This is a genomic window from Alteromonas sp. Cnat2-8, from assembly GCF_022348355.1.
Lineage (GTDB): Bacteria > Pseudomonadota > Gammaproteobacteria > Enterobacterales > Alteromonadaceae > Alteromonas > Alteromonas macleodii.
Window position 1 is genome coordinate 342,926 of sequence record NZ_JAKREX010000003.1, and the last position, 16,558, is coordinate 359,483.

Annotated in this window: 15 protein-coding genes; 7 read left to right on the plus strand and 8 right to left on the minus strand. The window is 46.2% G+C overall.

The features are described from left to right. Positions 1-2: 2 nt before the first annotated feature. From MHN00_RS09350 to MHN00_RS09370, 5 genes are all read right to left on the minus strand, one after another. On the minus strand, positions 3-1,763 hold the full coding sequence (locus MHN00_RS09350; protein WP_239300991.1) for an amidohydrolase: 1,761 nt from the start codon (positions 1,761-1,763) through the stop codon (positions 3-5). A gap of 10 nt (positions 1,764-1,773) precedes the next feature. Beyond that, positions 1,774-2,142 (minus strand): cytochrome c, encoded by a 369-nt coding sequence (locus tag MHN00_RS09355; RefSeq protein ID WP_239300992.1) that lies wholly within the window; start codon positions 2,140-2,142, stop codon positions 1,774-1,776. Positions 2,143-2,206: 64 nt separating this feature from the next. Beyond that, positions 2,207-2,917, minus strand: a complete 711-nt coding sequence (locus tag MHN00_RS09360) for a hydrolase (protein WP_239300993.1) — start codon at positions 2,915-2,917, stop codon at positions 2,207-2,209. 144 nt (positions 2,918-3,061) lie between these two features. Then, a complete protein-coding gene (locus tag MHN00_RS09365) occupies positions 3,062-3,484 on the minus strand; it encodes a DUF4440 domain-containing protein (RefSeq protein WP_014951158.1) in 423 nt (140 codons plus the stop codon). Between the two features lie 327 nt (positions 3,485-3,811). Beyond that, positions 3,812-3,988 carry a hypothetical protein gene (locus MHN00_RS09370; protein WP_014977695.1) on the minus strand — a complete coding sequence of 59 codons (177 nt, stop codon included), beginning with the start codon at positions 3,986-3,988 and terminating at the stop codon, positions 3,812-3,814. Between the two features lie 117 nt (positions 3,989-4,105). Here MHN00_RS09370 and MHN00_RS09375 point away from each other — a divergent pair, with 117 nt between their 5' ends. Next, a complete protein-coding gene (locus MHN00_RS09375; protein ID WP_239300994.1) occupies positions 4,106-4,888 on the plus strand; it encodes a sulfite exporter TauE/SafE family protein in 783 nt (260 codons plus the stop codon). Between the two features lie 155 nt (positions 4,889-5,043). Here the strand turns inward: MHN00_RS09375 and MHN00_RS09380 are convergent, their stop codons facing one another. The 3 genes from MHN00_RS09380 to MHN00_RS09390 form a co-directional block, all read right to left on the minus strand. Continuing rightward, positions 5,044-7,161: a TonB-dependent receptor gene (locus MHN00_RS09380; RefSeq protein WP_239300995.1), complete on the minus strand. Its 2,118-nt coding sequence runs from the start codon at positions 7,159-7,161 to the stop codon at positions 5,044-5,046. Between the two features lie 71 nt (positions 7,162-7,232). Then, positions 7,233-7,643: a hypothetical protein gene (locus MHN00_RS09385; protein ID WP_014951154.1), complete on the minus strand. Its 411-nt coding sequence runs from the start codon at positions 7,641-7,643 to the stop codon at positions 7,233-7,235. 68 nt (positions 7,644-7,711) lie between these two features. After that, entirely contained in the window at positions 7,712-8,992 is a 1,281-nt protein-coding gene (locus tag MHN00_RS09390) for a sigma-54-dependent Fis family transcriptional regulator (protein ID WP_239301156.1), read from the minus strand. A 155-nt stretch (positions 8,993-9,147) separates the two neighbouring features. On the opposite strand from MHN00_RS09390, the gene MHN00_RS09395 reads away from it, so the two are divergent. The 6 genes from MHN00_RS09395 to MHN00_RS09420 all read left to right on the plus strand — a co-directional run bounded on the left by MHN00_RS09395 (position 9,148) and on the right by MHN00_RS09420 (position 16,557). Further along, a complete protein-coding gene (locus tag MHN00_RS09395; protein ID WP_239300996.1) occupies positions 9,148-9,753 on the plus strand; it encodes a DUF3365 domain-containing protein in 606 nt (201 codons plus the stop codon). Between the two features lie 328 nt (positions 9,754-10,081). Further along, entirely contained in the window at positions 10,082-11,662 is a 1,581-nt protein-coding gene (locus MHN00_RS09400) for a cytochrome ubiquinol oxidase subunit I (protein WP_014951151.1), read from the plus strand. Further along, entirely contained in the window at positions 11,659-12,795 is a 1,137-nt protein-coding gene (cydB, locus tag MHN00_RS09405) for a cytochrome d ubiquinol oxidase subunit II (protein ID WP_014951150.1), read from the plus strand. The genes MHN00_RS09400 and cydB overlap by 4 nt, the downstream gene beginning before the upstream one ends. A 10-nt stretch (positions 12,796-12,805) precedes the next feature. Then, a complete protein-coding gene (gene cydX, locus MHN00_RS09410) occupies positions 12,806-12,919 on the plus strand; it encodes a cytochrome bd-I oxidase subunit CydX (protein ID WP_014951149.1) in 114 nt (37 codons plus the stop codon). Between the two features lie 172 nt (positions 12,920-13,091). Next, positions 13,092-14,981 (plus strand): ATP-binding cassette domain-containing protein, encoded by a 1,890-nt coding sequence (locus MHN00_RS09415; RefSeq protein WP_239300998.1) that lies wholly within the window; start codon positions 13,092-13,094, stop codon positions 14,979-14,981. Beyond that, on the plus strand, positions 14,971-16,557 hold the full coding sequence (locus tag MHN00_RS09420) for an ATP-binding cassette domain-containing protein (protein ID WP_239301000.1): 1,587 nt from the start codon (positions 14,971-14,973) through the stop codon (positions 16,555-16,557). The genes MHN00_RS09415 and MHN00_RS09420 overlap by 11 nt, the downstream gene beginning before the upstream one ends. The last annotated feature ends 1 nt before the right edge of the window (position 16,558 follow it).

Consider the following 16,558-nt stretch of genomic DNA (forward strand, 5'->3'; position numbering starts at 1 on the left):
AATTAACGTTGTTGGGAGAAGTTAACCGGTGACCACGCAGGCTCGGCTGATTCTATTGGTGTTGCGAGTTCTGGGTACTGCTGTCTATCGGCAAAAACGACGTTGCCGTCTACGACAGTTAACTGTGCTTGTGTGTTTAGCAATGCCTTTTCACTTACTGTTAAGATATCGTGGTTAAGAATAGCAAAGTCAGCGTAAAAGCCAGGTCGTAATATACCCTTAACGTTTTCTTCTCCAGATAGTGCAGCACTGCCTTGAGTAAATAGCTTAAGGGCTGTCAGTCTGTCTACATGTTCTGTACCTAAATCAAAACCACCCACGGTTTTTCCGCTCACTGCCCAGTAATAGGTGGCCCATGGATTAAAACTTGAAACGCGGGTACCGTCTGTGCCTAAGCCCACTGTGATACCAGCACTAAGCATTTGCTTTATAGGGGGCGTGCGCTTGGCTTGCTCGGCGCCATATCGCTCAACGAAATCCTCACCAGCAAAGGCCATACGACCTTGTACCGCAATCGAGCCACCTAACGCTTTAATGCGCTCGAGATTTTCATCAGACACCGTCTCGGCGTGGTCGATAATCCAGCGCACGCTATCAACGGGCTGTGTTGAGTGAATATGTTCAAGTACGTTTAAAATACGTGTTATAGATTGGTCATAAGTGGCATGGAGCCTAAACGGCCACTGCTGCAACAGATGAAGCCTAATCACTTCTTCCAGCGCATCTTCGGCTTCGCCTGGAAGTTCAGGGCGTGACGCACGAAAGTTTTCATAGTCTGACGCTTTATAAGTGAGTAGCTCGCCACCGCCTTCAATTACATAGCCATTGTCTAAATGAATATGCTGGTTTTGATTTGTTTCATACTTACTCATCCATGTAGCAAAACTCACCATTTCTTTATTAGGCACTTGCGGGAACAAGTAATTAGAAACCCGTATCGGTAACTCACCGAGCTTGGCAAGGGTTTCACTGGCTGTATAGTCTTCAGGAAAGGTATGGCCACCGCCGCCTGCGTCTACTACGCTGGTTACGCCTAAGCTAAGTAGCTTGCGATAAAACTGTCGACTGGAATTTAACTGCTCATTTGCGCTTAGCTGAGGCAGCGCTGCAATGGTTTTATACAAAATCATTGGGTTGGGTTGAGCAAGCAAAACACCTGTAGGGTTTCCGGTAGCATCTCGCTCTATCACGCTTCCCTTTGGCGCTTGGGTGTCTTTGTCTATTCCCAGTGCTTCAAGGCCTTTTTTATTGAGCACACCACCTGAGTAAAGATGAAGCACAAATACCGGTGTGTTTGGCGCGATGTCGGTAAGCTCTTGTGGTGTAGGTAAGCGCTTCTCTTCAAATTGATAAGGGCTGAAACCTCCAATGACTCTTACCCATTGCCCCTTGGGCGTGCGTTTGGCTTGTGCTTCTAGCATGGCTAAGCCTTCTTTCAAGCTTGTAATACCTTCCCAGCGAGTTTCTAAATTATAAAAACGTCCTCCTCGCGTTACGTGCATATGCGAGTCATTAATACCTGGAATGAGCCGCTGTCCTTTTGCATCGATTACTTGAGTGGCACTATCTGCGTCTGCTAGCAGCTGTTGGGCATCTTGCGAAAAGGCGCTAAATTTACCGTTTTCTACGCTAAGAGCCGTATAGGTTTGGCCGCTCGAATTTGTGATTTTTGCATTTACAACGACCAGATCTGGGGCAGCCATTGCCTGGCTAGCGCCAAACAATAGAGCAACAATCGAAAAACGTGACAATAATAAATTCATGGGATAGCTCCTAGTTATTGCTGCTTTGGCTAGTGGTTTGTTTACCTGACTGGGCTGCAAAATAAGTGGCTAGGGCGTCAATATCGTCATCGCTAAGCCCTGATGCATTGGGGCGCATGATGCTGGCCATACCGCCTTTCCTGATGCCGTCGCGATAAGCTTTAAGTGCATAAACTAGGTACGGTTTGTTCTGACCTGCCAAATTAGGGTTACTTTCAATGCTGGCAATGCCTGTTTCACCGTGACACCCCATACAGTATTGTGAAAGTGTTTGGCCTTTTTCGTATTGCGCGCTATCGGTATTAGCGCTAACGCTGAAAGAAAGTGTTGCGATATAAAGCGCGGTCAATAGTGCTACAAGTGGGTGCAAAGCTCTCATGTTCAACTCCTCGTGCAGTAACGATACAAGTGCGACAGGTCACGGTGACCTGTCGCATCAAAGGCTACTGGCCTTCTTTGGCGTTAAACATTTCGGTTGCGTAAATAAGGCCTAAACCGTATCCCCCAGCATGTTCTTTTGCGATGTTTGTCACGTCCACATAGCTTTCAGTGCGAGCCCAATCACGTTGAAGTTCTAGAAGGTACTGCAACCAAGTAATGGGTTGAGCACCTGCCTGAATCATACGCTGAACCGCCATGTCGTGAGCTTCTTTAGATACACCGCCAGACGCATCGGTTACAAAATACACGTCATAGCCTTCTTCAATGGCAGACAGCACTGGCCCTACACCGCAAACTTCTGTCCAAAGCGCTGCAATAACAATTTTGTTCTTTTTAAATTTCTTAACCTTGTCGGTGACTCGCTTATCTTCCCAGGTGTTCATCGTTGTGCGGTCAATAGGTGTTTGGTCGGGGAATACTGCTTTTAATTCCGGGAAAAGCGGGCCGCTGAATGACTTTTCAGCTACGGTTGTCAGAATGGTGGGTACATTAAATGCCTTTGCAGATTTTGCTAGACCTGTAACGTTGTTGCGCACATCTTCGATTGAATGTGAGCGTGTTGCAAACGCCATTTGAGGCTGGTGGTCGATAAGAATGACCGTGTGGTTGTCGGGTGTCAGAAGGCTGTTGGCTGGCTCTCCTGCTTGTACAGAAGGAACAAGAAAGGTTAAGCCAGTAACAAGTGCTGCCATTGATTTTTTAATATTGAACATTGTGATTTCCTCTTGGATTAAGTTTGTCGTGAGTACTTCGTAAACCTCGAGATAAATCTTATGTTCGTTTTTGTTAATTTAAAATGCGTAAAAATCCATCAAATTATTCTAATTTTTAGAATAAAATGCCTGAATTTGAGAGAATCACGCAAAATCTAACAAATCAGTACCGAAGAAGTTATCGATGACACAGCGCCATTCACCACTTGCATCCCTTTGCAGAACGTAAACGGCGCGCTTACCCTCGCAGGGTAGGGCGTTGGGTGTTGCTTTAGGAACAAGGTAAAGCTTAGCGACGACTAGCGCTACGTCACCGGCTTGTATAACCCGTTCATCTCCGGTTGTAACAAAATGATCGGGCATGAATTTCTTTTGAAATTTAAGCAGGGCATCAACGCAGTCTCGCTGCGTGGCATGTTCTTCAGCGGCTTGGTTTTGCGTTGAGCTGGACATAGGGGTCGCGACCACTGTTGCATCGCTAGCATAACATTGGGATAAGGCGTCTTGATCGCCGCGGTTTACTGCGTCATGCAACTGTTGTAACACGTGAGATATTGGATTGTTCATGGCTGTCGTTCCGTTACTTTTACCGCAAGACGAGCCAATAAAAAACCCGCCTTTGCGGCGGGTTTAGTGAATTCTATTTACGCACTAGCTAACCCGCCCATTCCTTAGAATAGCGAGAATAATAATCAGCGCAGTCGCTGAGTAAGCAGTATGTGTATTCGTGTTTTTAGGCATAGTATTTAAAAACAGTGCGCTGCTAATGAGTATTTAATGACCCGAGTATCCTGTGCACAATGAAGAAAGTCAATGGGTTTTTAGGTGTAGAAATTAGACCCATGCGAGTGGGTGGGCAAGCGGTAAGTGTAAGGTATAAGATGTAACGCTACCCTAGGCTTCAAATATGGTAATGCGAATAATCGTGCCCTGCTTTAAACAATCATAAATATCTTTATCAGTGAACCCGCTATTGCGGAGAAGTTGCCTGGCAACTAGCTTAGCGCCTTTTGTACACTGCTTGTCACGTATTATTCGAAGTGCTTTGTTTAAATAACTAATAGAAGGCATGATAAATAACCTTACGCGCTAGGCGTGAGTTTTGTATGATATTTAAACGATATGTTTTGGTGTAATGATCACTCAAACCATACAAACTGTGTTACGAATTAAGGTGGAATTTGACCCTTGGAGTTACTTTATAGCTGGTTAACGGCCAATGATGCGATGTCGATGTCATCATCAGTAATACTTGTTGTTACCTCCTTCTTTACGTCGATGATGACAGCAACGCTGGGTATTGGTGGCGGGGTCTTATTACTGGCAGTAATGGCCGGTACTATGCCAGTCAGTGCGCTGATCCCGGTTCACGGTTTAGTACAGCTTGGTTCAAACGGCAACCGTGCACTGATGACGGCAAGGCATATCGACTGGAATATGCTGAAGTATTTTTCTTTAGGCGCAATCGTTGGCGCTTTTTTGGCCTCGTTTGTTGTGGTTCAGCTGCCGTTGGTTATTATTCAATTTGCGGTTGCCGCATTTATTTTATTTCTGGTGTGGGGGAGTAAACCCAAAGCACAAGAAATGAACCCCGCGGGTAGAACATTGGCAGGGTTAGTAACCACGTTGGTTTCAATGTTTGTAGGTGCTACAGGACCTCTGGTGGCGGCCTTTGTGCACCGAAATAATTACAGCAAAATGCAGATAACCGGCACGTTTGCCAGCTGTATGACACTGCAACACGGCCTTAAAGCGTTTGTTTTTACCTTTGTAGGATTTTCCTTTGCCCAGTGGGCGGGGCTTATCATTATTATGATTGCCAGTGGTGCGCTCGGCACGTTTTTCGGCTTGAAGGTATTAAAGCGTGTCCCCGCTGAAAAATTTATGCTGGCGTTCAAGATAGTGGTGACACTGTTGGCCCTGCGGCTCTTGTGGCAGGCATTCTCAACCTTATTTCCCGCTGTAATCTGACACAGTTCTTTACCTTCAAAATACTTACGTTAGTGCGCAAGTTTTCATTTCTAGCGTTTAAAACGGCATGTGTATCAGACATTACGAGTAGATAAACCAGCGAAGGAGAATCACTGGTTTATCTTTATGCCTTTTGGAGTTTGAGTTTTAAACGGTTAGAACCTGTAGCTCAGCGATAAATGCCACTCTCGTCCGGCAGCGGGTACTCGCTCACCTACTGCGACATCAGTATTCATCACGCGGTTAATTCCTGCTGTGTGTGGGGCGTAGTGTTTATCAAACAGGTTATGAACGGTTGCCGTTACCTGAAGGTTTGACTGTGCATTATCTATAAGGGTGAAAAGCCCCGTAATATGCACCAATCCATATCCAGCGGTAGTGTTTTCACTTTGTAGCGCTGAAACGTGGTTTTGTGCTCCTGCCAATTCTGACGTTAATTGGAGTGCCATTGGCAAATCAAGCAGCTGTGTGTCCCACTGAATGGTAGTGATGATCTGTTCGGGGGCAATACGAAACAACGCATCGTCAATATCGTCGCGATTACCGTGCTGAACACTTGCTACTGCGTTAAGCTTTACGTTATCAAACACGTTACCCGAAACAGTCAGATCTGCCCCTTTGATTACAGCGTCTGTATTAGTCCATTGAAATGGTGTTGTGCCTGCCATCATGGTAGAGACCATATTGGCAGCCATATTCATGCTGGGAGAACCAGTAATATAGTCTTCAATATCTTGATAAAAGAGGCGAGGAGAAACTGACCAGCTTTTGAAATGGTAATCAATACCCACATCTATCTGGCGTGCAGTTTCGTTGTCTAGAGCCAAGTTTCCAATGTAGTTAAACCCGTCTGCCATTCCCCCAGAAATACCAAGAGGCAGCCACGTATAGCGTTCGAAGTAAGTAGGGGCACGGTTTTTCTGCGATACGCCAAGGACAACATCGACATTGTCGCTGGCGTGATATCGCGTGCTAGCGGCAATATCTAACATGTTATAGCTCTTACTGCGTTCTGCCGCGTTGAAATCATCAACGAGTGAAGCAATGGCTTGGTTCATCATAACCATATTAGAACCGGCTAGCCCGGCATCCATGTCAACACGTGTATACCGGGTACCAATTGTTGTTGAATAAGATGCTTTATCTCGCTGCCATTCTGCGTATACGCTGGCTGTGTCTTTTTCTACGTTGGTAAAGTTATCAACGAAGAACATGCCGTTATTAGGGTTGGTGATGGTCGAGTTATTCCTGCTGTGGTGCAGATAGGCACCCAGTTTGAGGTCACCTTCATAAAATGGCATTACATAGGTGGCATCTACACCTTGAGCAATAGCATCAGCGTTATTCTCTCTCGCCATGTCGGCAGACATCACCATGCGCTGTGAGAAGTTGTCCATGGCATGTTGGTTGCTGTTGCCAAACCAGCTTAACGTGAAGAACTCCCTATCGTTTGCGTTATAGCGATAGCCCAGTCGATACCAAGCGGCATCAATAAAACCAATGTCCATGGCTAAAGCAGGGGTGCCGCTTTCGTTAGTATTAAGTTGCTGATAACTCACATCGACTTGGTGATTGCCCCACTCGACGCCCGCCCTGAACTTACCGCCATTTCTTTGGTAATGGCTGTTTGGTATAACGCTGTTATCTCCCGACTCTTGTTCGTCGCGCTGCTGATGAGTGAAGGCGCCGCTAACAAAAGCCTGCTCACTCTTATAAAACAGATTGCCTTGGTATTGCTGACCGCTCCCCGGAGATATTGCGCTGGCACTTACGCTACCGCTAAAGCCTGTATTCAAGTCAAAAAGTGCTGAGGCATCAGAGTGAATGCGAAGCTTTCCGCCTAGCGTCTGAACACCTGCACTTACTGGCACAATCCCCCGGTAAAGGGTGGCGGTCAGTCCTGGTTCTGGCAGCACATGAGAAAGGGGCGAGTCCATGGCGTTTGGTCCTGCTCCAGCAATATCAACGCCATCAATGCTTACGCCAACTCGGTCACCATAAAGTCCTCTATACTGAATAAGTCCGGTGACTGGGCCGTTTCGAGATATCGACACGCCAGGTAATGTGGCAAGCTGATCGCCAAAGTCAGCGTCAATATTGCTGGCAGCACTAACAGACTCTTGCTCTATATTTTGCGTGCTAAGGGAAAGCGGTGTGCCAATAACGGTGACCACTTCTGTCGAAGTGTTATCGGCTAAGTCGATGGTGTTTGCGTAAATGTGTACGGGCGCGCACGCAGTGAATACGGCAAGCGCAATGATAGATTGCTTCATAACAATTCCATTTTAAAAAACGAGTGTTGTGCATGGTGAAAGCATGCATGTTCAGTGTGTTTGGGAGGTTGTTATGCGTGTGGTGGGGCACGACTTAGCGGCGCCGCGTAAGCAAAATCTGTAAAGGGCTTAGCCGCTAAACGCGCGACTAAAGCGCGATAGCGAACCAGCGATAGTAAAGGTAATGTGGCATGTAGTGGCTCGTCAACCTGAGGTAAGTCGGCTAACGTGCCATTGGTACAGTCAACGTGCTCGGCGGGTGCTTTGAGCAGTTCGGGGCTAACAAAAACGAACTCACCTTCAAACTCAGTGGCGCTAATTGAAATGTAGCGCATGGTCTTGCCAGTACAAATAAGTTCAATATCTTCACCTACAAACGCACGTGCTTGCTGCATAGTATGGGCAGCAAGGCCAAGTGCTAATGCATTTTGCAAAAGCATACAAAGGCAAAGTGTTAGTGTAAGTAGGCGTCTTAAAGTCATTTTTCTTTATCTGGTTAGCGCCTTTTTATCATAGCCTGCGTTTTGGTAATTTTTCTACCTATTATTTTTTACGTATCTCCAACCCCCGCTTTTTTCAGCTTTCTGTAAAGTGTACGGGTACTCACTCCCAGCGCTTGTGCAAGTTGCTGGGTATCGCCTTCAAAAGACGTGTGAACCTGACGTAAGTATTGGCGTTCCAATTCGTCTAAGGTCACAACGTTACCGTGAGATGAAGAGGCATCATTGATAGCATCAGAGCTTATGTTATCGAGCTCGGGTAAGTCTGTATCGTAAATAACGGTTTCATCAGCCAGTAAAATAGCTTGGTCTACAATGTTTTTGAGTTCGCGAATATTGCCTGGGAACGGGTAGTTGGTTAGTTTTTCTAGCGCGTTTTTATGAAACCGTTTTTTCTCTTTAGACATTGCCAAAAAGTGAGCGGCTATCAGTGCTATATCTGATCTTCTTTGTCGTAAAGAAGGGAGGTTGATAGGAAAACCGGCAATGCGGTAGTAGAGGTCTTGTCTGAATTCGCCCGTTTCCACCATGTGCTTTAAATTTTTGTGTGATGCACACACCAAACGAAAATCAGCCTTTTTAGACACTGTGCTTCCTACAGGTCGATAAGTTTGAGACTCGAACAGCCGCAGAAGCTTTACTTGTGTGGAAAGTGGGATATCGCCGACTTCATCAAAAAACAATGTGCCGCCTTCCGCTGCTTCTACGAGCCCTTTCTTATTTGTGGTTGCGCCTGTAAATGCCCCTTTTTCATAACCGAATAGTTCGCTTTCAAGCAGCGTGTCAGACATGCCGGTACACTCGATGACAACAAATGGTTTGCCAGCACGGTGACTACTCGAGTGAAGTGCTTGGGACACCAGCTCTTTACCCGTGCCGGTTTCACCAAACAGTAGTACTGAAATATCTGAGTTAGCGGCGCGATTTATTTTGTTTAGCATTGCTTTAAATGCCTCTGATTCGCCGACCATCTTTCCTGCTGAAGGTCGGTTTGAGGCAAACGAAAGCTTATCAAGTATTTCCAAGAAACCTAATAATTCTCCGCTACCGTCGAAGATCGGGCGCATGAGGATGTCGCAGTAGCTTTGACCCTCACTGGTGGTATGAACGTGTACTACGCTAGCCGCTCGTCCTGTGGCTTTACTCTCTTGCATTGGGCAATGCTCGCCGCACTTATCGCAAGGTTTGTTGTTGCGGTGAGAGACTTGATAGCAGGTACTAAAGCCAAGCTTTATATCCACAGGGTAGGTATCTCTGTAGGGCTGGTTGACAGCTTCAATAACGAAGCTTGGGTTAATGAAGATTGCGGGTTTATCTATCGCATCTATCATCGCTTGTACTATGGATATATTCATGGGTGGCTGAATATTAGTTTGTTCTAATTTAATTTTGGCAATTTATCATATTGGCATAGAGCTTGTTCACTGTTTGAGACAAACGACAATACTTCGGTAGAAATTCATTCAGTTCCAAAGAGAGTTTTATAATGAAAAATAGCGTAATGCTGGTGGCGATAAGCTTATTGGCAAGTAGTGCTCATTCATTGGCAGATACAGTGACTGCCTATGAGAAAAAAAGTGAAAACAGTGTACAGGAAAAAGTCAAAGAAGCGCGATTACACGCAAAAGCACTGGGAGGCGTGCTAAAGTCACGACTACAGCAAGCAATTCAATCCGGAGGGCTAGAGGCTGGCGTTAACGAATGCCAGATTGCAGCGGCTCCTATTGCTCTGGCGCTTAGTCAAAACGGGTGGGAGGTTGGGCGTACCGCGCTGAAAGTAAGGAACCCAAACAATGCGGCAGATCAATGGGAGCGTGAGCAGTTAGCGTGGTTTTCACAATTACTGACCAAAGCTAAGCAAGACAATTTGGCCCCTAAAAGACCTATTGAAACTTATCAATACGATAGCGAAAGCGGTGAGTTTAGGTACATGATGGCGATTGAACAAGGTCAGGTGTGCATGGCATGCCACGGAGCTAATGTGGCGCCTTCAGTAAAACAATCCATTCTAAAGCACTATCCCAACGATCAAGCTACAGGGTTCGAATTGGGAGAATTACGAGGCGCGTTCACACTCTTATATACCCCTTAACTTTTCCTTATACTCCACTTTTTGACAATCTGCTAAGCAGCCTTTCTCTTGTGCCATATTTGTCACCTAAATGACAAATATGGCGAATGCATCGCCACCAATTGTTGCGTTGGATCAATAAGCCTCACACTCGGTCGTGGAATAATTTATCTGCACAGTACGAAAATACCGCCGTTTATCGGTAATTGCGCTTTAGCAGCCAAATTACTGATGTATGGCATAAACCGTGCTCTTGCCATGCGGCATATTCATGTGTTCATCACTGAATTTTAAACCACTTTTTCTGCTAAGCGTTTAACGCGCACACGAAATACAAGGGAGATAACCCATGAGCGATACGTTAATAGAACTATCGCGGTGGCAATTTGCATTAACTGCAATGTTCCACTTTATATTTGTACCCTTAACTTTGGGGCTTAGTTTCCTACTCGCCATTATGGAATCGGTATACGTAATGACGGGTAAAGAAATTTATAAGCAGATGACCCAATTCTGGGGAAAGCTGTTTGGAATTAACTTTGCCATTGGTGTAGCCACAGGCTTAACCATGGAATTCCAGTTCGGAATGAATTGGTCTTACTATTCTCACTATGTAGGCGATATCTTCGGTGCGCCACTTGCCATCGAAGGCCTAATGGCCTTTTTCCTGGAATCTACCTTTGTGGGGTTGTTCTTCTTTGGCTGGGACAAAATGTCAAAGGTGAAGCATCTGATGGCGACTTGGCTGGTGGCCATTGGTTCAAACTTCTCTGCACTGTGGATTTTGATTGCTAACGGCTGGATGCAATACCCGGTAGGCGCTGAATTTAATTTTGAAGCCATGCGTATGGAAATGACCAGCTTTGCTGAGGTTATTTTTAACCCCGTAGCACAGGTCAAATTTGTTCACACTGTATCAGCAGGTTACGTGACCGGCGCAATGTTTGTGTTGGCAATTTCAAGTTACTACCTGCTTAATCATAAGCATATCGCCTTTGCGCGCCGTTCGTTCGCCATAGCTGCTAGCTTCGGCCTAGCCTCAACGCTTTCTGTGATCGTGTTAGGTGATGAAAGTGGTTATGAGCTTGGTGATGTACAAAAAGTGAAGCTGGCAGCAGTTGAAGCTGAGTACGAAACCCATCCTGCACCTGCGCCGTTTACTGTGTTTGGTATTCCAAACGACGAAAAGCAGGAAACCGAGTACGCCCTTCAAATTCCTTGGGCAATGGGCATTATTGCTACCCGTTCGTTAACCGAAGAAGTAAAAGGTATTAAGGATCTTAAAGAAGAGAATCGCGAGCGTATTCTAAGCGGAATTAAAGCCTATGAAGTACTTGAAGATGTAAGAAACGGCACCGCGACAGCTGAGCAACGTACTGCCTTCGACCAAAATAAAGACAGTTTGGGCTACGCTATGTTGCTAGAGCCTTTCACTGAGAACGTTTCAAATCCTTCTGATGCCGCGCTTCAACAGGCAGTAGATTACAGCATTCCGCCGGTTGCCCCATTGTTTTGGAGTTTCCGCCTTATGGTTGTGGCTGGCTTTATTATGCTTGCGCTATTTGTGTGCGCCTTTTACTACAGCACTAAACACAAGATTACTAAGCCACGCTGGTTATTAAAAAGCGCGCTCTATGGTTTGCCGCTTCCTTGGATTGCCTGTGAGGCTGGCTGGTTTGTCGCTGAATATGGTCGCCAGCCATGGTCAATTGCAGAGGTGCTTCCGGTGCATACGTCGGTATCTAATCTCGCCGTAAGCGACGTGGTAATAACCCTTGTAGCCTACAGTGCTTTCTACACCGGCATGTTCATTATTGGTTTTTACTTAATGAAGAAGTTTGCCAAAAAAGGGCCGATTCCCCCTGCAGATAAGCAGCCTGACACTGAATTTGATCTTATTGACCTTGACGAGCAAGGAGCAAAAGCATGATTGATTATGAATTACTAAGAGTCATTTGGTGGTGCTTGGTTGGCGTTCTGCTAATTGGCTTCGCGGTTACTGATGGCTTCGATTTGGGCGTTGGAGCACTGCTCACGCTTATTGGTAAAAATGACAAAGAGCGCCGCGTAATGATAAATACAGTAGGGCCGCACTGGGATGGCAACCAAGTTTGGTTTATCACCGCAGGTGGCGCTATTTTCGCCGCGTGGCCGATGATTTACGCCACTGCGTTTTCTGGTTTTTACCTTGCGCTGGCCCTTACCTTAATTGCCCTTTGGATGCGCCCGATAGGCTTTGATTACCGCAGTAAATTACCTAACCCGCAGTGGCGTAAAGCGTGGGATTGGGCGTTATTTGCTGGCGGTATTATCCCAGCCCTTATCTTTGGTGTGGCGTTTGGTAACCTGCTGTTGGGCGTACCGTTTGAAATGGACAGCACGCTTAAATCAACCTACACAGGCTCGTTCTTTGGCCTTTTAACACCGTTTGCGCTGGTGGCAGGACTGCTTTCTGTGGCTATGTTGCTGAATCACGGTGCAACCTGGCTACAAATGAAAACCGATGGCTTTATTGAAGTTCGCGCACGTGCAGTATCGGTTGTGTTAAGCCTGGCTGGTGTCACGCTATTTGTACTTGCAGGTCTTTGGGTAGCATTTGGATTAGATGGCTTCGTGATTACGTCGGCAGTCGACACTATTGCAACGTCAAATCCACTTAAGAAAGAGGTTGCCATTGAAGCTGGAGCTTGGATGAGCAACTACAGCAAATACCCCCTTATGATGGCAGCACCTGTGCTGGGTATTATTGCGGGTCTGGCCTGTGCGCTTTTCTCTAAGAAAGGTAATGCAGGCATGGCGTTTGTATCGAGTGCGCTATTTATAGCAGGCGTTATCTTAACAGCTGGCTTTTCAATGTTCCCATTCCTAATGCCAAGCATCACTATGCCAGAGGCGAGCTTAACCGTATGGGACGCTACGTCTAGCCATATGACGCTAAACGTAATGTTTATCGTTGCCTGTATCTTTGTGCCTATTGTACTTAGCTACACGGCCTATAGCTTTTACGTAATGCGCGGGCGCATTAAAAACGAAGACCTCGACCAGTCTCACACCATTTATTAAGGAGAACGCTATGTGGTATTTCGCTTGGATTTTAGGAGTTTTGCTGGCGTGCTCTTTTGGCATTATCAACGCCATGTGGTTGGAGTCGACGGAAAATATGGATAGACCCGAAGACCAAGAGTAGAAGTAGGCTGGCCGCAAGGACACGTCGTGAACTCGCCCATGGGGGCTCTTAAGCAGCGTCCCTGCCGCTGAGGGTTCTTGCAGCCAGCCCACCACCACTTCGAAAAAAATGAAAAAGAAATGCGAGATTTGCTCTCGTTACTAAGTAACGAAAAAGATGAGTCAAAACCACAGTGATCAAAGAAAAAGTTCCCAACCGGCAAACGCTCAACGCGTGGTCCAATAAGATAGATAAGGCGCAGTCGCTTGGCTTGCGCACTTCGCTTATGGCCCAAGTAATGGTTAAGTGTTTGTCGCTTTTTTCTTTGATTATTGGGTTCTATTATTTTTCACATATTGCTCATGATTGGGTAGTAAACCAGACTCCTGCAACAGCGAGTGATGTCACAGGACTTGCCGTTTCTCTGGGGCTTAGCTGGCTGCTACAAGGCGCATTCAATGCCTTATCTAGTAGTGCAAGAATGCAGGTGTTAAACAAGCTCGAACAGCACCTACAACACGTATTCATTGAGCGTCAATATGCGCTTATTCGACAGCACTCGGTTTACTATTGGCAAACGGTGTGGCTGCAGCACTTACAGGCTTTTGCTGACTGGGCACTTGAATATCGAGTGCAGCAAATGATTGCAGTTGTTGTCCCCTTGTTTGCTTTAGCCGTTATCTTTTATGTGAACCCCGTTATAGGAATTGGCCTATTACTGACATTGCCGGTAGTGCCGCTTTTTATGATCATTGTGGGCAAGGGAGCCGCTGCCCTACATCGAAAGCATTTTATCGCCCTTGAACGTTTGGGAAGTTTATTTACTGATAGGTTAGCCGCGCTGCCGATGCTGGCAAATTATCAGGCGCATCAAAAACAAACAGCCCTGCTTAAAGATGCCAGTGAAAATTTGAATGCGCGTACTATGAAAGTAGTGAGCGTAGCGTTTTTGTCCAACAGCGTGCTCGACTTCTTCGCAACACTCGCGGTTGCACTTATGGCAGTATTTATTGGTTTTTCACTGTTAGGTGAATTGAGTATTGGGCCGGAAATAACGCTCCAGCAAGGCTTATGGATATTGCTGACTGTGCCATTGTTACTCAGTGAAATGAAAAAGTTGGGACAGGTATACCATCAGAAGGCGCAAGCAGAAGCCGCCAAAGCTGAACTCGCGCCGTTATTCTCGTGCTTCACGCAAAATCTTGATGGTAGTGCAGTGAATCCGGTCAACGCTGACACAACCCACCATCATTCATCAGAACACGAGGTATTGCTTGCGGCTAAAAACCTTAAGGTTTTTGACATAAACGCCCCGCAACCTCGCTTGCCGAGCGGTAAGGATAAATCGGCTTTAGATGATACTCCTGCACTCTTGCACGCTGAATCCCTTGTAGTATTAAAGGGCGATAAAATACTCATTAGCGGGCGCTCTGGTTCGGGCAAAACACTATTATTAGAAGCCTTAGGCGGTCAAAGACCTAGCACACATACATTCAGTGAACCGGTAATTTGGATTACCCAGCACCCCGTGATCACGCCAGGTACCGTGCGTGAAAATTTGTGCTTAAACGACACCTATACAGACGACGCGCTTACGAAAGCACTAGAAGCAGTAGAACTTGACGCGTGGCTGTCGTTATTGCCTTTGGGGCTTGATACGGTAATGACTGATTATCCGCTACTTTCAGGTGGAGAAGCGCAACGGCTGTCGTTAGCGAGAGCGCTGTTGCGCAAAGACAATATATGGTTACTAGACGAGCCTACAGCCCATTTGCCAGATTCCCTGCATGCAAGATTGGCACAGTTAATTGAACGTTTGGGTAGAGACAAAACGCTGATTTGGGCTTCTCACAAAGCACTCCCTGCAAACTGGTTTAACCGCTTTTGGACGGTATCGCGAAGTACGAATGAACAAGACGTTATTTCCAACTCAAACTTCAACTCAATGTCAAAATCAGAGGCAGGGCTTAAAAGCAAAATAGGCGCAGTACAAGACGGGCACCTACAAGGCTGTAGCAGCGTGACGGAAACGAGCTTTAAGATGAATGCCAATCAAAAGGAACGTAGCCTTGATGAAAAGTAAACCGGCTTATCTCACGCTGCTGCTTGCTCTTTTACATGGTGTGGCAGGAATAACCATTCTTGTTATTTCTTCGTGGTTTATTGCTATCAGCGCTATTGCACCAATAGGTTTTAATTACGTTATTCCCGCGGTGGTTATTCGCGCGCTAGCACTACTTCGCATTGCTTCGGGATATGCAAGTATGTGGGTGGGTCATAACGATTTGCTTACCCGTATCGCAGAGGGTCGCTTACTTGTATTCAGTCAACTTGAAAACAGTAAAATTACCGACAAAGCCTTCACCACAGAAGCGTTAGCGCAGCACACCGAAGAGTTTGCCAGCCGTTGGATTGCATGGATAGCTCCGCTTTCTAACATTACATTTATATTCACAAATCTTTGTGTTGTTGCAGTATGGTTTGACCTTCCCGGCACCTCGTTTTTAATTACGCTTTTTGTTATTTGGCTCTTCATCGTTGTGCTGCAAGGCTTTAGTGGTTTAAACGTTGCGAAAAAAGCGACAAAGGAAAATAAAGTGTTTCGCCAAGAGTCAGCCGACTTTCTTAACTGCAGCGCTTTATGGCACTTAAATAAAGCAATGACAGATAAGCCACAGGAAGAGGGTGGGCATGTGATCAATAGCATGCCGAGTGCTGACAGGGTGTGGCGACAACAAACTACGCAGAAAGACAAAGCGCAACGCTCGAGCTGGTGGTTTCAAGGCGCGGCATTTTTTGCGGTAGTGTTAGTTATGTCGGGCTCAGTTAGTCCAATATCTGACTTTTCGTATATGCCTATTGCTATTGTTGTGCCCATGATATTGATGGCTGCGCCTGATTGGGCTGGTGCAGCTTTTCACAGCATTACCAAGTTTGCACAGCACAAACAAAGCGCGAAAGCCCTTAAGAAGCTCAAAACCTCACCCATTAAAGTACTTGAACGCACCGAACTGCACCATTCACTTACGTTATCTGATTATACTGCCAAAAATAGACGCTTACCTTTGGTCAATGCTACATTCCCAGCCACTGGCATCGTATGTATATCGGGGCCGTCAGGCTGTGGTAAGTCATCTTTGCTTCAGTCAATTGCGGGGGTTGTGCCTTCTACTGGATTTAAAGAAGTGGATGGCATGCGTATACCCGATGGCTTAATTACAAACTGGCGCTATGTGGAACAAGAGCCAATAGTACTTTCTGGCAGTGTCTCTTCAAATTTAGACCCTGCCGGAATGGGTATTCCCCTTGATGACATGACTAACCTGTTGGCTCAATTAGGGCTAGAGGCACTGTTGCCGTTGTCTATGTGGGTTGGCAAGGCGGGAAGGGCGCTTTCTGGGGGAGAGCGTAAGCGACTAGCCTTAGCGCGCGCTATTTTATCTCACGCCAATGTGTTGCTTGTTGATGAACCCTTCGAGGGCTTGGATGTAACTACTCAACATAAAGTGTGTGAGGTATTAAATCGCTACGCTGCCAACCACCTCATCCTTGTTGCTTCTCACGTTACGCCAAGCGCGTTGAATGTGTCATCAACACTATCACTAGATAAAGGGAGTGTTGGTAACCTGAGTAAAGGTCAGCGCCTTAACATGGTCTGAA

Coding starts and splice junctions, on each gene's coding strand:
- MHN00_RS09420 (WP_239301000.1), top strand. CDS start 14,971: ATGAAAAGTAAACCGGCTTATCTCACGCTGCTGCTTGCTCTTTTACAT.
- MHN00_RS09400 (WP_014951151.1), top strand. CDS start 10,082: ATGAGCGATACGTTAATAGAACTATCGCGGTGGCAATTTGCATTAACT.
- MHN00_RS09355 (WP_239300992.1), bottom strand. CDS start 2,142: ATGAGAGCTTTGCACCCACTTGTAGCACTATTGACCGCGCTTTATATC.
- MHN00_RS09395 (WP_239300996.1), top strand. CDS start 9,148: ATGAAAAATAGCGTAATGCTGGTGGCGATAAGCTTATTGGCAAGTAGT.
- cydB (WP_014951150.1), top strand. CDS start 11,659: ATGATTGATTATGAATTACTAAGAGTCATTTGGTGGTGCTTGGTTGGC.
- MHN00_RS09390 (WP_239301156.1), bottom strand. CDS start 8,992: ATGATAGATGCGATAGATAAACCCGCAATCTTCATTAACCCAAGCTTC.
- MHN00_RS09380 (WP_239300995.1), bottom strand. CDS start 7,161: ATGAAGCAATCTATCATTGCGCTTGCCGTATTCACTGCGTGCGCGCCC.
- MHN00_RS09360 (WP_239300993.1), bottom strand. CDS start 2,917: ATGTTCAATATTAAAAAATCAATGGCAGCACTTGTTACTGGCTTAACC.
- MHN00_RS09370 (WP_014977695.1), bottom strand. CDS start 3,988: ATGCCTTCTATTAGTTATTTAAACAAAGCACTTCGAATAATACGTGAC.
- MHN00_RS09385 (WP_014951154.1), bottom strand. CDS start 7,643: ATGACTTTAAGACGCCTACTTACACTAACACTTTGCCTTTGTATGCTT.
- MHN00_RS09365 (WP_014951158.1), bottom strand. CDS start 3,484: ATGAACAATCCAATATCTCACGTGTTACAACAGTTGCATGACGCAGTA.
- cydX (WP_014951149.1), top strand. CDS start 12,806: ATGTGGTATTTCGCTTGGATTTTAGGAGTTTTGCTGGCGTGCTCTTTT.
- MHN00_RS09350 (WP_239300991.1), bottom strand. CDS start 1,763: ATGAATTTATTATTGTCACGTTTTTCGATTGTTGCTCTATTGTTTGGC.